15 protein-coding genes and 1 tRNA gene are annotated in these 16,102 nt (G+C 65.5%); 6 read left to right on the top strand and 10 right to left on the bottom strand.

Annotated features, from left to right (window positions below):
* Positions 1-12: 12 nt before the first annotated feature.
* From tatB to JCM7685_RS11475, 4 genes are all read left to right on the top strand, one after another.
* On the top strand, positions 13-477 hold the full coding sequence (tatB, locus tag JCM7685_RS11490) for a Sec-independent protein translocase protein TatB (protein ID WP_074968759.1): 465 nt from the start codon (positions 13-15) through the stop codon (positions 475-477).
* Positions 478-499: 22 nt separating this feature from the next.
* Positions 500-1,357, top strand: a complete 858-nt coding sequence (gene tatC, locus JCM7685_RS11485) for a twin-arginine translocase subunit TatC (RefSeq protein WP_074968761.1) — start codon at positions 500-502, stop codon at positions 1,355-1,357.
* Complete coding sequence (locus JCM7685_RS11480) at positions 1,350-2,192, top strand: ATP-binding protein (RefSeq protein ID WP_074968763.1); 843 nt, start codon at positions 1,350-1,352, stop codon at positions 2,190-2,192. The genes tatC and JCM7685_RS11480 overlap by 8 nt, the downstream gene beginning before the upstream one ends.
* Before the next feature lie 233 nt (positions 2,193-2,425).
* Positions 2,426-2,502: transfer RNA gene (locus tag JCM7685_RS11475), tRNA-Met, on the top strand.
* Here the strand turns inward: JCM7685_RS11475 and JCM7685_RS11470 are convergent.
* The 4 genes from JCM7685_RS11470 to JCM7685_RS20290 all read right to left on the bottom strand — a co-directional run bounded on the left by JCM7685_RS11470 (position 2,497) and on the right by JCM7685_RS20290 (position 5,509).
* Positions 2,497-2,748 carry a hypothetical protein gene (locus tag JCM7685_RS11470; RefSeq protein ID WP_074968765.1) on the bottom strand — a complete coding sequence of 84 codons (252 nt, stop codon included), beginning with the start codon at positions 2,746-2,748 and terminating at the stop codon, positions 2,497-2,499. The genes JCM7685_RS11475 and JCM7685_RS11470 overlap by 6 nt on opposite strands.
* 342 nt (positions 2,749-3,090) lie before the next feature.
* On the bottom strand, positions 3,091-4,281 hold the full coding sequence (locus JCM7685_RS11465) for a Hint domain-containing protein (RefSeq protein WP_074968767.1): 1,191 nt from the start codon (positions 4,279-4,281) through the stop codon (positions 3,091-3,093).
* Positions 4,282-5,018: 737 nt separating this feature from the next.
* Positions 5,019-5,270: a hypothetical protein gene (locus tag JCM7685_RS20295; RefSeq protein WP_331716680.1), complete on the bottom strand. Its 252-nt coding sequence runs from the start codon at positions 5,268-5,270 to the stop codon at positions 5,019-5,021.
* A gap of 23 nt (positions 5,271-5,293) precedes the next feature.
* Positions 5,294-5,509: an MFS transporter gene (locus JCM7685_RS20290; RefSeq protein WP_231964626.1), complete on the bottom strand. Its 216-nt coding sequence runs from the start codon at positions 5,507-5,509 to the stop codon at positions 5,294-5,296.
* A gap of 96 nt (positions 5,510-5,605) precedes the next feature.
* Here JCM7685_RS20290 and JCM7685_RS11455 point away from each other — a divergent pair, with 96 nt between their 5' ends.
* The gene (locus JCM7685_RS11455) at positions 5,606-6,226 is read left to right on the top strand and encodes an AsnC family transcriptional regulator (RefSeq protein WP_231964625.1); all 621 of its coding nucleotides are present in this window, start codon (positions 5,606-5,608) and stop codon (positions 6,224-6,226) included.
* A gap of 163 nt (positions 6,227-6,389) precedes the next feature.
* On the opposite strand, the gene JCM7685_RS11450 is transcribed toward JCM7685_RS11455, so the two are convergent.
* The 5 genes from JCM7685_RS11450 to thrS form a co-directional block, all read right to left on the bottom strand.
* Complete coding sequence (locus tag JCM7685_RS11450; RefSeq protein WP_074968769.1) at positions 6,390-8,651, bottom strand: adenosylcobalamin-dependent ribonucleoside-diphosphate reductase; 2,262 nt, start codon at positions 8,649-8,651, stop codon at positions 6,390-6,392.
* Between the two features lie 342 nt (positions 8,652-8,993).
* Positions 8,994-9,647 (bottom strand): DsbA family oxidoreductase, encoded by a 654-nt coding sequence (locus JCM7685_RS11445; RefSeq protein WP_074968771.1) that lies wholly within the window; start codon positions 9,645-9,647, stop codon positions 8,994-8,996.
* Entirely contained in the window at positions 9,644-11,104 is a 1,461-nt protein-coding gene (locus JCM7685_RS11440; protein WP_074968773.1) for a class I adenylate-forming enzyme family protein, read from the bottom strand. The genes JCM7685_RS11445 and JCM7685_RS11440 overlap by 4 nt, the downstream gene beginning before the upstream one ends.
* A 205-nt stretch (positions 11,105-11,309) precedes the next feature.
* The gene (locus JCM7685_RS11435) at positions 11,310-11,516 is read right to left on the bottom strand and encodes a cold-shock protein (protein WP_017998352.1); all 207 of its coding nucleotides are present in this window, start codon (positions 11,514-11,516) and stop codon (positions 11,310-11,312) included.
* Between the two features lie 223 nt (positions 11,517-11,739).
* Positions 11,740-13,686, bottom strand: a complete 1,947-nt coding sequence (gene thrS, locus JCM7685_RS11430) for a threonine--tRNA ligase (protein WP_074968775.1) — start codon at positions 13,684-13,686, stop codon at positions 11,740-11,742.
* Between the two features lie 176 nt (positions 13,687-13,862).
* Between thrS and JCM7685_RS11425 the strand changes: the two genes are divergently transcribed.
* Positions 13,863-14,603, top strand: a complete 741-nt coding sequence (locus JCM7685_RS11425; protein WP_074968777.1) for an alpha/beta fold hydrolase — start codon at positions 13,863-13,865, stop codon at positions 14,601-14,603.
* 53 nt (positions 14,604-14,656) lie between these two features.
* Here the strand turns inward: JCM7685_RS11425 and phaZ are convergent, their stop codons facing one another.
* Complete coding sequence (phaZ, locus tag JCM7685_RS11420; RefSeq protein ID WP_074968779.1) at positions 14,657-16,003, bottom strand: polyhydroxyalkanoate depolymerase; 1,347 nt, start codon at positions 16,001-16,003, stop codon at positions 14,657-14,659.
* Positions 16,004-16,102: the final 99 nt, after the last annotated feature.

Here is a 16,102-nt window from a genome sequence, read left to right as displayed (position 1 = left end):
GGTCCGACGCGCATGTTCGACATCGGCTGGAGCGAGCTGCTGCTGATCGGCGTGGTGGCGCTGATCGTCATCGGCCCCGAGGATCTGCCCAAGCTGTTCCATACGCTGGGCCGGATCACCGCGCGCGCGCGTTCGATGGCGCGCGAATTCAGCTCCGCCATGGAGGATGCCGCGAAGGCCTCGGGCCTGGACGACGCGGCCAAGACCCTGAAGGACGTGAATTCGCTGACCTCGAAACGGGGGCTGGGCCTGGATGCGCTGGAGCGCGCCACCGAGCGATTCGAGAAATGGGATCCGCTGAACCCCAAGGAAGAGGCGCGGCGCGCAAGCCCCTTGCCCGATCCGTCGGCGCCGCTGCCGCCTGCCGGAACCGGAACGGGCGAGACCGGCATGGTCGCGGCCGAGCCCCCGGGCGCGCCGTCCGAGGGACGGCGGCGCCTGCATGCCGTGCGGCGCTCGGACCGCGAGCAAGACTGACAGAAAGGCCCGCCTCGTGGCAATGAAATCCGCCAAGCCGGACGACATCGACGATAGTTCCGCGCCGCTGATCGAGCATCTGAAGGAATTGCGCACCCGGCTGATCTGGTCGGTGCTGGCCTTCGTCGTGGCGATGGTCGTCTGCTATTTCATCTGGAACCCGATCTTCGACTTCCTGACCCAGCCGATCTGCCATGCGCTGGAAAAGCGCGGCCAGACCTGCGGGCTGATCCTGCTGAAGCTGCAGGAGGGGTTCTTCGTCGCCATGCGCATCGCCTTTTTCGGCGGCTTCGTGCTGGCCTTCCCGGTCGTGGGCTACCAGCTGTGGCGCTTCGTGGCGCCGGGGCTTTACCGCAGCGAAAAGAGCGCGCTGCTGCCCTTCCTGGTCGCCTCGCCGGTGATGTTCCTGATCGGCGCCGCCTTCGCCTATTACATCATCCTGCCCTGGGCCTTCGACTTCTTCCTGGGCTTCCAGCAGGGGCCGCTGGCGCTGCCGGACGACCCGGCCGGCACGGCCACGGCGGCGGCGGGTGCGGCCGCAGCCGTCAAGGAGCCCTGGGCCGGCATCGTCTTCCAGGGCTCGGTCGAGGAATATCTGACGCTGACCACCAAGTTCATCCTGGCCTTCGGCCTGTCGTTCCAGCTGCCGGTGGCGCTGACGCTGATGGGCAAGGCCGGGCTGGTCAGTTCCGAGGGGTTGGGGAGCGTGCGGCGCTATGCGATCATCGTCATCCTGGTGCTGGCCGCCATGGTGACGCCGCCCGACGTCATCAGCCAGATCGTGCTGTTCTCGGTGATCTACGGGCTTTACGAGGTGTCGATCTTCCTGGTCCGCCGCATCGAACGGAAACGCGAGTTGGAAGAGCAAGCCGATGTCTAAGAAAGTCCTGCACCGCATCGCCGAAGCGCTGGAACGGATGGCGCCGCCGCCCGCGCCGGCGCCCAGCTTCACCGAGGCCGCGGCCTATGTCTGGCAGCCCGATCCCGACCGGCTGCTGCCGGTGCCCGAGGTCAGCCGGGTCGAGCTGGTGCAGCTGATCGGCATCGACCGCGCCCGCGACACGCTCTTGGCCAATACGCTGCAATTCGCCCGCGGCCATGCCGCGAACAATGCGCTGCTCTGGGGCTCGCGCGGGATGGGCAAGTCCTCGCTGGTCAAGGCGGTGCATGCCGAGGCCGTGCGCCAGGGCCTGCCGCTGGTGCTGGTCGAGATCGCGCGCGAGGATCTGGGCTCGGTCGGGCGGCTGCTTTCGATCCTGGGAGGGGCACGCGACCGGCGCTTCGTGCTCTTCTCGGACGACCTGTCGTTCAGCCATGACGACACGCAATACAAGTCGCTGAAGGCGGTGCTGGACGGCGGCATCTCGGGGCGGCCCGAGAACGTGATCCTTTACGCCACCTCGAACCGGCGCCACCTGATGCCGCGCGACATGATCGACAACGAACGCTCGACCGCGATCCACCCCGGCGAGGCGGTCGAGGAGAAGGTCTCGCTGTCGGATCGCTTCGGGCTGTGGCTGGGTTTCCATCCCTGTTCGCAGGACGAATACTTGGCCATGGTGCGCGGCTATTGCGACGCCTATGGGGTCGAGATCGCCGAGGCGGAGCTGCGCGCCGAGGCCATCGAATGGCAGGCGACGCGCGGCTCGCGCTCGGGTCGGGTGGCCTGGCAGTTCTTCACCGATCTGGCCGGGCGCAAGGGCATTTCCGTCTGAGTTTTCATAGGCCTGGCCCTGGTGGGGCAGGCTGCCGGCGTGGCGCGGCCGCGACCGGTTCCCTTGTGTATTTGCAGAGCAAAGAAGCTCGGGCCGGATCGCGCGCCCGAGACTTTTGAGTATTTGGGAGACGGTGAAAGGCGAGGGCGGGGTGAGCGCGAAAAACTTTGCCGAAATGCGGGCGCAAGCCCTTGACGGCCCCGGCGGCGCGCCGTAAATCCCACGCACTCCGTGGCGGAGTAGCTCAGCTGGTTAGAGCAGAGGAATCATAATCCTTGTGTCGGGGGTTCAAATCCCTCCTCCGCTACCAAAAATCCGCGCCGATCCCCCCAACCAAAGGTGCGATATCCCCGATAATCTCGCACATGACTCGGCCGTCCTCTCGGTCGTGAACGATCACCCGCAAGATCAGCGTGCGGAATCCCTCGAAGATATCTGGGTTCTTGACCGGATCGATTGACGGCAGGTCGCGAGCAAGTTCGCCCAAGGCATCGGCCATTTGCCGCAGGGCAGCGCTTTCCATCGTCACGACATGTTCCGACGGCGCTTCGTCCAAGCCTGGCTGCCCGTCTGTTTTCCCCGAACAACAAAAGTCGTTTTCACGCCAGTGTGTCGAATGTAGTGGATAGGCTTACCACCGCCCTTTCGAGGAAAGTTGATCTCGCCGCAGTCGGCGCCGAAGTCGCTGTAGCCAAAGCGCGCGGGGGCCACGTTGCAGTCTAAGCTTAAACGCAGTTGTCATCTTCACCCGGTTGGGCGCGCGCTGTTCGTCTGGCATTTCGCGGTTTGCTTTGACGCGTCCGTCGCGGACGACATCCCTCTCGGACTGCGCTCTGCGGCCAAGGGAAAAGGCCACGGAGATGATCCGTGGCCTTCTTGAGAGAGTTTGTCGATTGGTTCAGCAGACCATGGCGCGGTCATGCTGGAGATGGCGGTTCGCCAGCTTGCGCGCCTTGCGGCCCGAGGGCATCGGGCGGGCGGGCTCGGGGGTGAAATCCGCATCCCGCAGCTGCGGGAACAGGGCGAAGATTTCCTCGCGCGCCGCCTTGCCGACCGATTTCAGCGCCTGGGCGCCGGTATAAAGCGACTCGGTCGCGGCGCCGTTGGAATGGACCACCTCGTGCCGGTCGAAGAGGAAGTGGAAATACTCCACGCTCTCCATGTCGGCGGCGACGTCCACGCCCTCGATCTGCAGAAGCTGCTTGGCCGCGACCAGAACCTCGAGCGCGCCGAACATTTTCAGCGCCACCTTCGAGCGCACCAGAACCCGGTGCTGCGGCGACACCAGCAGGTCGGAGGAGGGCGTGTTGTCGCCCAGCGCGCCAGCCTTGATGCGGATCGGCCGCAGCTTGGGCTGGGTCGCCAGCGCCGCCGGGGACAGTTTGACCGAGCCGATCCAGCGAATGGGTTGATAGCCGTTGTCGCGCGTCGCGATCAGGTCGCCGAGCTTGAGATCCTCGACCGAGACGAGACCGTCCTTCGTCTCGATCAGCGTGCCGGCGACGAAGCAGGTTACGTCCTCGGCGTCCAACGGCAGGGTGCCATTGGGATCGTAGGCCGTGTTCACGACAACGGTGTCCAGTGTGGACTGAACGGCGTTCAACACCGGGCCGACGGGCAAAACATTACCCAATTGAGAAATCGGCACCGAAGTTGCAACGAGAGGAATTCCCGAAAGGCTTCCGCTGACCGTCACGCCAAGGTGGCTTTGATCGAAAGGTTCTTCCGTAATCAGATAAACATTGCCGTTGCCGTCGACCATATAGTCGGCGTCGATCGGGTTAAGCTGAACGGTCAAAGAAGCCAGCGGCGGAAGGCCGGGGAGGGGGTTCGGAACGGTGACGCCTGCAGCGGCCGTCGAAACGGTGCCCGAGCCGGCATAGGTGCCCGAAAGGGGTGCACCCCCGCCAGAGGTCGTGAACGTGTCGCCGGGCTGCAAGGTGGTCGCCCCCGGGGATCCGACATCATATTGGTCGAACTCGGTTGAGCCACTCAGTTCGTTCAGAATAAGGCTGTTTCCCAGTGAAATCACCGGAGTCTCGGCGTTCAGGTCGATCGTCGCGTCGGGGATGAGCGTATAATATGGCATGGGCTTACCTTGTCACAGACCAGCCGGGAGGGCGGCGGTCGATAGGTTGAGAATATAAAACCGGGAGAACGAGGAACGGTGCGCACAACAAAACAAAATAGTGCACATCTACAACCTATGAGCGATTCTCCGCCGTCGATCAAATGGATTCACGTTGCCGTGCGTAAAAAGTTCCCAATGAGAACGTTATGTTCATTTTGATTGCAAATTTCCGACCGAGCTGCAAAAGAGAAGGCTTTCGCGAGGATGTTATTGATCTGCGGATCAATCAACGCTCGCTTGCTGCAAAGAATGGGCGTTCATTCCTGCCCAATCTGATCGCTCGCCAATAGAACGCCCCGTGCTTTCTGTCTTGGGAATGATTTTCGATACTTTCAATATCAAAACCACGGCTTGTTCCGTTAAGGGGCGGGACATTTACCTGCCGGTCGTGGCTTTTTGTTCCGCTAATCATAAAATGATCTTTCCCAACTAGAATGGTTCGGCAAGGTGATGAAAAGTAATATTTTCAATTATTTATAGATTTGCATTTTTTCTTTCTGCGGCCGCAAAGTTACCCTCGAAACTTCGTCACCCTGGAAGCCCGTTTCGCCCACGGGTCGGATGCTCGTAGGCGAAGCGACCCGCTCCCGAAGCCCGGACACGGGCTTCAGCCGGTGGCAGAACCCGGCATGGCGGGGAACCTTGCAGCCATCGTCAAGGCTGTTGAGCAGCAGGGCTGCGATCACCCGTTCGGGCTACGCTCTACGCCCAACCAGAGGCAAACGCTCCAGCATTGCCTTTGGATTGATGGCATCCCAAGGCAGGTGCTCGGCAATCGTCAGGCCCGCAATCCGGGGTGCCAACAGCGCGACGCTCAACGCGGTAACAAGGCCGATCCCGGCGATCAGCCAGAACACCAGCCGCCGGTCGTAGACCTGCGCAAGCCAGGTTCCGGCCGGCACGCCGATCAGGTTCGCCATCGTCAGCCCCGAGAACATGAAGGCGATGGCGCTCGCCTGCCGGTCCCTCGCTACCAGCGAGGCGGCGATGATCGAGCCGATGCCGAAAAGGTGCCGTGGTTGAACGCCGTCAGGACGCGGCCCGCCAATGCGATGGGCAGCGAGGGCGCAAGGGCGGTCAGCGCATTGCCCAAGGTGAAGATGACGGCGAGGCCGATCAGCATCGTCTTGCGCGGCACTCTTGCACCCAGGATGGTCAGGATCGACGTGCCCACGAACATGCCCATGGGAGGTCTCCGATCGTGATGTTTCAACCCGAACGATGTTCGGCCAGGATGCTCAGATAAGACATGATGTTCGGAGATAAACCCAGGATGACGGCTTTGGACAAAGAAAAAGATGTGGTTCGGCAGGTGCGTCACCATCCGGCCGAACTGGACGCGATCTACCGAAGGATATTGGGTGCGCTGGCCGAGGATGCCTCGCGCAGCTACGCCGAACGCAGCAAGATCGTGCAGCTCTCCGCGCCCGCCGTGCATGACCGGGTCAAGCGCCTGAAACACAATGGCGTCATCAAGGGCACCGTCGCCGTTCGCGCCCGGCGTCGGCCCACAGGTCGAGATGCAGGTCGGCCGTCATCAGGATGTTCATTGGCCGCGTGCCTGCGCGGCAAGAATGAGTGCGACCTGGCCTTCGTTCGGATTGAAAAACGGGCTTCGATAAACAGGACGCTGGACATGGGATACTCCGGGCATGCGGGGACTATCGGCCGGGAGAGGCCCGGTCGCGGAAGAGGGGCGCTGGCTCCTTTTCAGAGACAAGCCCGGGCCGTTCGGAAAGCAGGCGCTTTTCCGGTGTGGAGAGTGACGATTGGTGATGTTCCAGGGTCAGCAGCGGGATGGAAACGGACCGTGACCGGCAGCCGATCATGGAGCGGATGCCCTGACGATGCGCAGCCAGCCAAAACTCGTCAATGGGATCGCGCTCAAGCCGGACAAGCGTGAAGCGACCGCAGGGCCTGAAGGAGCAAATTCATCATTATATTGATAAATAAAAATAAAATGAGCCGAGAAAAATCCTGGGCTCAGTTTATGCTTGCAAAAAGGTTCAAACAGTCCGGGTAAGGCTCATTTCATGCTTGGCCGCACAACAAGTCTCCTCCGCGCTTCAGCCGCATTCGGAGTGGCCGCAGTTCGGGCAGGTCATGCAGCCCTCGATCATCCGCATGCCGTATTGGCCGCAGGCGGGGCAGGCCGGCCCGCCGGGGCGCTCGCCGACCGCGCGGGCGCCGGCCTTGGGATCGGATTTCAGCCCTTTGCCCTCGGCCTCGATGAAGCCGATGGCGATCATGTGGCGCTCGATCACTCCGCCGATCGCGGCCAGGATCGAGGGCACGTAGCGCCCCTCTATCCAGGCGCCGCCGCGCGGGTCGAAGACCGCCTTCAGCTCTTCGACCACGAAACTCACGTCGCCGCCGCGCCGGAACACCGCCGAGATCATCCGGGTCAGCGCCACGGTCCAGGCGAAATGCTCCATGTTCTTCGAGTTGATGAAGACCTCGAACGGGCGGCGGTGGCCGGCCTGCACGATGTCGTTGATGGTGATGTAAATCGCGTGCTCGCTGCCGGGGAACTTCAGCTTGTAGGTGGCGCCCTCCAAGGCCGCTGGCCGGTCCAGGGGCTCGGTCAGGTAGACCACGTCGGCGCCGCGGTCGGGCTGGGGCGCGGCCTCGGAGCCCTCGCTGACCGCCAGCACGCTGCCGGTCACGTCGTTCGGGCGATAGGTGGTGCAGCCCTTGCAGCCCAGCTGCCATGCGGCCAGATAGACGTCCTTAAAGGCCTGAAAGCCGATGTCCGCGGGGCAGTTGATGGTCTTCGAGATCGAGCTGTCCACCCATTCCTGCGCCGCGGCCTGCATGGCGACATGGTCCATCGGCGCCAGCCCCTGCGCATCGACGAAAGCCGTCGGCAGGCCGTCGCCATGCGCCTCGCGCCACAGCGCGACGGCATAGTCCACCACCTCTTCCTCGCTGCGCGAGCCGTCCTTTTGCAGCACCTTGCGGGTATAGGCATGGGCAAAGACCGGCTCGATGCCCGAGCTGACATTGCCGGCGTAAAGGCTGATCGTCCCGGTCGGCGCGATGCTGGTCAGCAGCGCATTGCGGATGCCATGGGCGGCGATGGCGTCGCGCACGTCCTCGTCCATCTGCTGCATGAAGCCCGAGGCCAGGAAGGCCTCGGCCTGGAACAGCGGAAACGGGCCCTTTTCGCGTGCCAGTTCGGCCGAGGCGAGATAGGCCGCCCGGGCGATGGCATGCATCCATTCCCGGGTCTGCGCCACCGCCCCCGGCGCGCCATAGCGCAGCCCCAGCATGACCAGCGCATCGGCCAGCCCGGTGACGCCCAGGCCGATGCGGCGCTTGGCCTGCGCCTCGGCCGCCTGCTGCGGCAGCGGGAAGCGGCTGGCGTCGACGACATTGTCCATCATCCTGACCGCCGTGCGGGTCAGCTCATCCAGGGCGCGCAGATCCAGCCGCGCCTCGGGCGTGAAGGGCGCCTCGACCAGCCGGGCCAGGTTGATACTGCCCAGCAGGCAGGCGCCATAGGGCGGCAGCGGCTGTTCTCCGCAGGGGTTGGTGGCGGCGATGGTCTCGGCATAGCCGAGGTTGTTCAGCTGGTTGATGCGGTCGATGAAGATCACCCCCGGCTCGGCATAGTCATAGGTCGCGCGCATGATCCGGTTCCACAGGTCGCGGGCCGCGATGGTGTGATAGACCTTGCCGTCGAATTGCAGGTCCCAAGGGGCGTCCTCGCCGACCGCCTGCATGAAGGCATCCGTCACCAGCACCGACAGGTTGAACATGCGCAGCCGGGCGCTGTCCTGCTTGGCCTCGATAAAGGCCTCGATGTCGGGATGGTCGCAGCGCATGGTCGCCATCATCGCGCCGCGGCGCGAGCCCGCGGACATGATGGTGCGGCACATCGCGTCCCAGACGTCCATGAACGAGAGCGGCCCCGAGGCGTCGGCGGCGACGCCATGCACCGCCGCGCCCCTGGGGCGGATGGTGCTGAAGTCGTAGCCGATGCCGCCGCCCTGCTGCATGGTCAGCGCGGCTTCCTTCAGGGCCTGGAAGATGCCCTCCATGCTGTCGGGGATGGTGCCCATGACGAAGCAGTTGAACAGCGTCACCTCGCGCCCGGTGCCGGCGCCGGCCAGGATGCGGCCGGCGGGCAGGAAGCGGAAATCCTCGAGCGCGGCATAGAAGCGGTCCTCCCACAGCGCCGGGTCCTGCTCGACGCGGGCGAGGTCGCGGGCGACGCGGCGCCAGCTGTCCTCGACCGACAGGTCGATCGGCGTGCCGTCGGCCTGTTTCAGGCGGTATTTCATGTCCCAGATCTGTTCGGCGATGGGGGCGGCAAAGCGGGTCATCGGCATCCTCTCGGGCGGCCCAAGGGGCGGGCCGGAGCTTCAGGATAACAGATAAGCACGGATCCGGGGCGTGAAAGTCCCTTGGGCCGGTGCATGGGCTGTGTACGCCCGCTGCACAGCACAGGCCGGGGGGTCAGCGTTCGTCGGGGCTTTGCGAGGTAGTGGTCCCGACGCAACGCGCGCTGCTCTTCGCGTCAGGCGCGGCCGGTCAGCTCGTAGATGAGTCCTGCCACAGGCTCGCCGGCTGGGCGCATGCGACGACATGAGGCCCGGCCGCAAGGAAAGTCGGGACCGAGCCGATGCCGCGCTGGCCGTCGTGGATTTCGCGCGCTGCTGTTCGCGTCAGGCGAGGCCGGTCAGTTCGTCGATGACGTTCTGCCACAGGCTTGCCGGCTGGGCGCCGGTGACGACATGGGTCTCGGCCACGATGAAGGTCGGGACCGAGCCGATGCCGCGTTGGCGGGCGTGAATCTCGCGCGCGTCGATTTCGTCCCGATCCTCGGCTGTGGCGAGCAGCCGGCGGATCACCTCGCCGTTCATGCCGGCCTGTTCGCCGATCCGGGTCAGCACGTCGGGGTTGCCGATGTTCTGGCCCTCGCGCCAATGCGCCCGCATCAGCCCGGACATCACCGGGGTCTGCACCCCTTCGAGCCCCGCCCAATGCAGCAGGCGATGGGCGTTCAAGGTGTTCGGCACCCGCTCGATCAGGCTGGGGTTGATCCAAAGGCCCAGGCGCTCGCTGGCCTCCATCACCGGCTTCATCGCGGCCAGGATGCCCTTTTCGTCGCCGAATTTCATCTTCATGTAGGCGACGTAATCCATGCCGGCCTGCGGCATCTGCGGGTCCAGCTGGAAGGGCTGCCAGGTGATCGCGAAGGGGTGGTCGGGCCGGCTTTCCAGCGCCCGGTCGAGTTCGGCCTTGCCGATCAGGCACCAGGAGCAGACCGGGTCGGCAAAGATGTCGAGGCGGATCTGGCCGGGGAGGGGCTCGGTCATGGCTGGTCCTTGCGGTATTGCTCGCGCAGGGCGCGGCGGTTGATCTTGCCGGTCGGCGTGCGGGGCAGGGCGGAAAGGTGAATGTATGCGCGGGGTTGCTTGTAGCGCGCCAGCCGGGCCTCGGCATGGTCGCGCAAGGTTTCGGCCGGGGCGGGGCCGGTCCAGAAGGCGGCGATGACGCTTGAGCCGGGGCCGACCGGCAGGTCAGTTGCCGCCACCTCGCCGACCTCGGGATGGGCGGCCAGCGCATCCTCGACCTCGCCCGGCGCGACGCGAAAGCCGCCGGCGTTCATCATGTCGTCCGCGCGGCCCAGGGTGCGGATCGCGCCCTCGGGCGTGGTCTCGGCCAAGTCGCCGGTCAGGAACCAGTCGCCGAGGAATTTCCCCGCCGTTTCCTCGGGTTGGTCGAGATAGCCCAGGAATAGGCCGGGGTCCGAGCGATGCACGGCCAGGGTGCCGGGTCCGGCGGTTTCAACCCCCGCTTCGTCGAGGATGGCCAAGCGGCGGCCGGGCTGCGCAAAGCCGGCCGTGCCTTCTGGTGCGGGGCGTGCCGGGCTGCCGGACAGGAAGGTCGAGCATTCGGACATGCCCATGGCCTCGTGCAGGTCGGTGCCGGTGCGGGCCTGCCAGGCGCGGCGCAGGCCCGGGTCCAGCCGCTCGCCCGCCGTCAGTCCATGGCGCAGTCCCGGCCAGGGCTGCCAGTCGGCCCGCAGCATGCGGCGGAACACGCCGGGCGCGGCGGCGATCAGCGTGGCGCCGTGGCGGCTGGCCAGCAGCGGGATCTGTTCGGGGGTGATGCGCTCGGCCGGGATCAGTGCCGTCGCGCCCAAGGTCCAGGGGTCCATCAGGCCGGTGCCCAGCGTGAAGGTCCAGTTGAAAGCGCCGGCGTGCAGCAGCCGGTCCTGCGGGGTCAGCCCGTACCAGCCCTGGAACATCATCTGCCGGGCCAGGATCGCGCGATGGGCGTGGCAGACCGCGCGCGGCTGGCCGGAGGTGCCCGAAGTGAAGACGATATAGGCCAGATCGTCGGGCTCTTGGTCGGCGAAGTCCGCAGGAGGCAGCGATTCGTATCCGGCGAGCGCCGTCGCCGGCAGGATCGGGGCGGGATGGTCGGGCAAGGCGATGCCCTTGTCGGCGACGATCATCGCCGGGCGGATCGCAGCGGCGATCTTGCCGATCTCCGGCGCGGTCAACATGGCCGATGTGGGGACCGGCACGATTCCCGCCGCGATGGCGCCGAGATAGGCGATCGGAAACGTCGGGCTGTTGCCCAGCCGCATCAGCAGCCGGTCGCCGGGAGTAAGGCCCGCCTCGCGCAGTCCGGTCGCGGTACCCAGCACCGCCTGGCGGAGCCGAGCATGCGACCAGCGGTCCGCGCGGCCCAGGCCCAGCACCGACATGGCCAGCCTGTCGGGACAGGCGAGCCCCGCTTTCAGCACATGTTCCGCCAGGTTCATCCGTCGCTCCGTCCTATTGCGCGCTCCGAGATAGGCTTTTGCGGTGCGCTGGAAAAGGGGGCTCTGCCCCCGCGCGCCGCCGCCCCCTCGATGGGGGCGGCGGCGCGTTCCCCCGGGATATTTCCGCACAAAAGAATCAGGGGCCGGAATATGAAAACGGCCCGCGACGGGGCGGGCCGTTTCCGGAATTCCTGGTCTGGGCGGATCAGAGCAGCTTGAGGTCGCTGGCCGAGCTGCGGCCGTCGCGGCCGGCTTGCAGTTCGTAGGCGATCTTCTGGTTGTCGTTCAGCCCGGTCAGGCCAGCACGCTCAACGGCGGAAATGTGGACGAAAACGTCCTTGCCGCCGTCATCGGGTGCGATGAAGCCATAGCCTTTGGTGGCGTTGAACCATTTCACGGTGCCGGTAGCCATTATACCGTCTCTCCTTCAAGTCATCCCGGGAGCGAGATTGCGCCCGGGCCGTGCAGCCCTTTCCCGTCAAGTCCGGCTGCCCCGTGAAGGGAGGCGGTAGAAAGTCGTGCTCACGAGGACGGGAGGATGAACGAATTCCGGAAAAACGCAAGCAATAATGCGCCGGGCGGGTTGACGCGCGGTCGACCCGCCCGGCGGCGTGGGCGAATTCTTGCTGATGGTCTTAGCGCAGGTCGGGTGGCGTCGCCTCGGCGGCCAGGGTCCGGATCGCCTGGTCCAGCGCCAGGCTTTCGCTGCCCTGGCGGTCGAGGCGGCGGATCGAGACGCTGCGGTCCTCGACCTCTTTCAGGCCGACGGCCATGATGACCGGGACCTTGCCGACCGAATGCTCGCGGACCTTGTAGTTGATCTTTTCGTTGCGGGTGTCGGCCTCGGCGCGGATGCCGGCTTCGCGTAGCGCGGCCACGACCTCATGCACATAATCGTCGGCGCCGGAAACGATCGAGGCGACCACGACCTGGCGCGGCGCCAGCCAGAGCGGCAGCTTGCCCGAGTAGTTCTCGATCAGGATGCCGATGAAGCGCTCGAAGCTGCCCAGCACGGCGCGGTGCAGCATGTAGGGCCGGTGCTTGGCGCCGTCCTCGCCGACATATTCGGCGCTGAGCCGCTCGGGCAGGTTGGGGTCGACCTGGAAGGTGCCGCATTGCCATTCGCGGCCGATGGCGTCGGTCAGCTTGAAGTCCAGTTTCGGCCCGTAGAAGGCGCCGTCGCCGGGGTTGATCTCATAGGGCCGGCCGAGTTTCTCGATGGCGCCTTTCAGCGCGCCTTCGACCTTGTCCCATTGCGCGTCCGTGCCGATCCGCACTTCGGGCCGAGTCGAGAGCTTGATGTCGAAGCCGTCGAAGCCGAGGTCCTGATAGACCGAAGAGAGCAGCGCGATGAAGCCGGCGCATTCGTCCTCGATCTGGTCCTCGGTGCAGAAGATATGCGCGTCGTCCTGGACGAAGCCGCGCACCCGCATCAACCCGTGCATCGAACCCGAGCTTTCATAGCGGTGGCAGGAGCCGAATTCCGCCAGCCGCAGCGGCAGGTCGCGATAGGATTTCAGGCCCTGGTTGTAGACCTGGACGTGGCAGGGGCAGTTCATCGGTTTCAGCGCGTTGATGCGCTTTTCCTTGGCGCCTTCCTCGTCCACCTCGACGATGAACATGTTCTCGCGATAGGCTTCCCAGTGGCCCGACTTCTCCCACAGGATGCGGTCGACGACCTGGGGCGTCTTGATTTCCTTGTAGCCGGCGCGGATCAGGCGGCGGCGCATATAGGCCTCGAGCTCGCGATAGATCGTCCAGCCGTTCGGGTGCCAGAACACCATGCCGGGGGCTTCTTCCTGGAAGTGGAAGAGCTCCATTTCCTTGCCGAGCTTGCGGTGGTCGCGCTTGGCGGCCTCCTCCAGCATCGTCAGATGGGCCTTGAGGTCGTCGCGGTTCTTGAAGGCCACGCCGTAGATGCGCTGCAGCATCGGCCGCGAGGCATCGCCCAGCCAATAGGCGCCGGCGACATGGGTCAGGCGGAAGGCGTCGGCCGGGACCTGGCCGGTGTTTTGCAGGTGCGGGCCGCGGCAGAGGTCCTGCCAGTCGCCGTGCCAATACATGCGGATCGGCTCGTCGCACGGGATGCGGTCGAGGAGTTCCACCTTGAACGGTTCGCCGCGCTCTTCGTAATAGGCGCGGGCGCGGGCGCGGTCCCAGACCTCGGTGCGGACCGGGTCGCGGGCGGCGATGATCTGCTTCATGCGCGCCTCGATGGCGCCGAGATCTTCCGGCGTGAAGGGTTCGGCGCGGTCGAAGTCGTAGAACCAGCCCTGGTCGCGGACCGGGCCGATGGTGACCTTGACGTCGGGCCAGAGTTCCTGCACGGCGCGGGCCATGATATGGGCGAGGTCGTGGCGGATCAGTTCCAGCGCCGGCTCGCTGTCCTTCATCGTGTTGATGGCGATCTTGCCCGATTTCCGGATCGGCCAGGCCAGGTCGATATGCTGGCCGTCCAGGCTGGCCGAGATGGCGTTCTTCGCCAGGTTGGGGGCAATGGAGGCCGCGACCTCGGCCGCCGTCGTGCCGGCGGGATAGTCGCGCGCATTGCCATCGGGGAAGGTGAGGGAGATCTGGGACATATGTCCTCCTCGTCGGTTTGGCGCCCACGGAACGCCCGGTTGCGGGTTATGTGGGGCGGGTGTCGCGCGATTGTCGGGGCTTGTCAATGCGGCTAGGGTGCCGCGAGATCGAAGGAGGGGGCTTTGCGCCCCCGTCGCTGGCGCGACTCCCCCGCAGGATATTTGGACACAAAAGAATGACGGAATTTCTGGATGGGCCGCAGGGGCGGCGGATCGCTTGCAACCGGCTGGACGGGCAGGGGCCCTGCGTGGTGTTCCTGGGCGGGTTCCGTTCGGACATGCAGGGCACCAAGGCGGTCTGGCTGGAGGATTGGGCGCGGGCGCGCGGGCGCGCGTTCCTGCGGCTGGATTATTCGGGCCATGGCGAATCCTCGGGCGCCTTCGAGGACGGTTGCATCGGCGACTGGCTGGCCGATGCGCAGGCGGTTCTGGATCGGGTCGAGGGGCCGGTGGTGCTGGTCGGATCGAGCATGGGCGGCTGGATCAGCCTGCTTCTGGCGCGGGCGATGCCCGAGCGGCTGGCGGGGCTGGTCACCATCGCGGCGGCGCCGGATTTCACCGAGGCCGGGTTCTGGACGGGCATGGATGCGGGGCAGCGCGAGGCGCTGCTGCGCGAGGGCCGGGTGCTGCGGCCCAGCGACTATGATGAGCCTTATGTCATCACCCGCCGGCTGATCGAGGACGGTCGCCGGCATCTGGTGCTGGACCGGCCCCTGGCCCTGCCGTTCCCGGTGCGCTTCCTGCAGGGGACGGCGGATGCCGACGTGCCGATGTCCTGGGCGCTGGACCTGCTGGAGCATGCCGAAGGGCCGGACATGCGGCTGGCGCTGGTCAAGGGTGCCGACCACCGCTTTTCGACGCCGGATTGCCTGGAAATGATCGGGGCGGCGGTCGAGGAGGTTCTGGCCCGCGGGTGACGAAAAAAGGCGCGCCCTGGAAGGGCACGCCTTTCGCTGTCCGGGGCTGCGGGTCAGACGGCGATCTTGCCGTCCTGCTCGGCCGGGTTGACCACGCCGCAATCGACCGGTGCGGCGCCGCCGCGACGGCGCCGGATCGGACGGGCCGGGGCGCTGATCTGTTCGTCGATGAAGTCGAGCACCACCGGGCGGATGTTGAGCCGCCAGCTTTTCCCGGCGAAGATGCCGTAATGGCCGGCGCCCGGTTCCAGGTGCTGCTGCTTCTTGGCGTCGGGGACGCCCGTGCACAGCGCCAGCGCCGCCACGCATTGGCCGGGGGCCGAGATGTCGTCGTTGGCGCCCTCGATGGTCATGACCGCGACATCGGTGATCTTGCCCAGGTCCACGGGCTTGCCGTTCACGCTGAAGCGGTTCTGCGCGATCTCGAGCCCCTTGAAGATGCGCTCGACCGTCGAGAGATAGAATTCGGCGGTCATGTCCATCACCGCCAGATATTCGTCGTAGAACTTGTAGTGCTTGTCGCCCTCGGACCCCTGGCCGCGCGCCTCGGCGAAGATCTTGTCGATGAAGGCCTTGGCGTGGGTTTCGGCGTTCATGGCGATGAAGGAGCTGAGCTGCGCCAAGCCCGAATAGACCATGCGCCCGGCGCCGCGATACTTGAAGCCGACCTGCTGGATCATCAGGTAGTCGAGCTCGCCCATGGTCACGCGGTTGCCGAAGTCGGTGACCTCGGTCGCGGCGGCGTCGGGATCGATGGGGCCGCCGATCAGGATCAGTGAGCGGGGCTGGGCCTTGGGTTCCTCTTCGGCCAGGATCGCCGTCGCGGCCAGCGCCAGCGGCGCCGGCTGGCAGACCGCGATCACGTTCACGTCCGGGCCGAGGTGGCGGATGAAGTCGACCAGATAGCCGGTATAGTCCTCGACGTCGAACTTGCCGCAGCTGACGGGAATGTCACGGGCATTGTGCCAATCCGTCACATAGACTTCGCAATCGGGAAGCAGTGATGTGACCGTGGTCCGCAGGAGGGTGGCATAATGGCCGGACATGGGAGCGACCAGCAGCACCTTGCGCGCCATCGGCTCGCGCCGGGCGACGCGGAAATGCACGAGATCGCCGAAGGGCCGCTCGATCACCGGCTCGACATAGACGACGTGGTCCTGGCCGTCCTCGGAGACGATGGGCGGGATTTCCCAGTCGGGCTTGATCACCATGCGGGCGAAGCTGCGCTCGGTCACCCGCCCCCAGGCCGACATCAGCTTGAACATCGGATTGGGAATCAGCGCGAATGCCGGATAGGATGACAGGGCCCGCGCGCTGGCGCCCATCCATTCGTTGGTGTTGCGGATCGTCTCCATCGCGTCATAGGAGATGATCCCCCGCAGCCCTTTGTAAGTCGCCATTCGCCAGTTCTCCGTTGGTTCGCCGGATTCGGCCTGCCGGGAAAGGTCACGGCTTTACCTGCGTTATGTGCTGGGCATAATGATTTTACGCTTAGGAGA

Origin of the sequence: Paracoccus aminovorans, from assembly GCF_900005615.1 — a bacterium.
Taxonomy (GTDB): domain Bacteria; phylum Pseudomonadota; class Alphaproteobacteria; order Rhodobacterales; family Rhodobacteraceae; genus Paracoccus; species Paracoccus aminovorans.
This window is presented reverse-complemented; position numbering and strand designations above follow the sequence as displayed.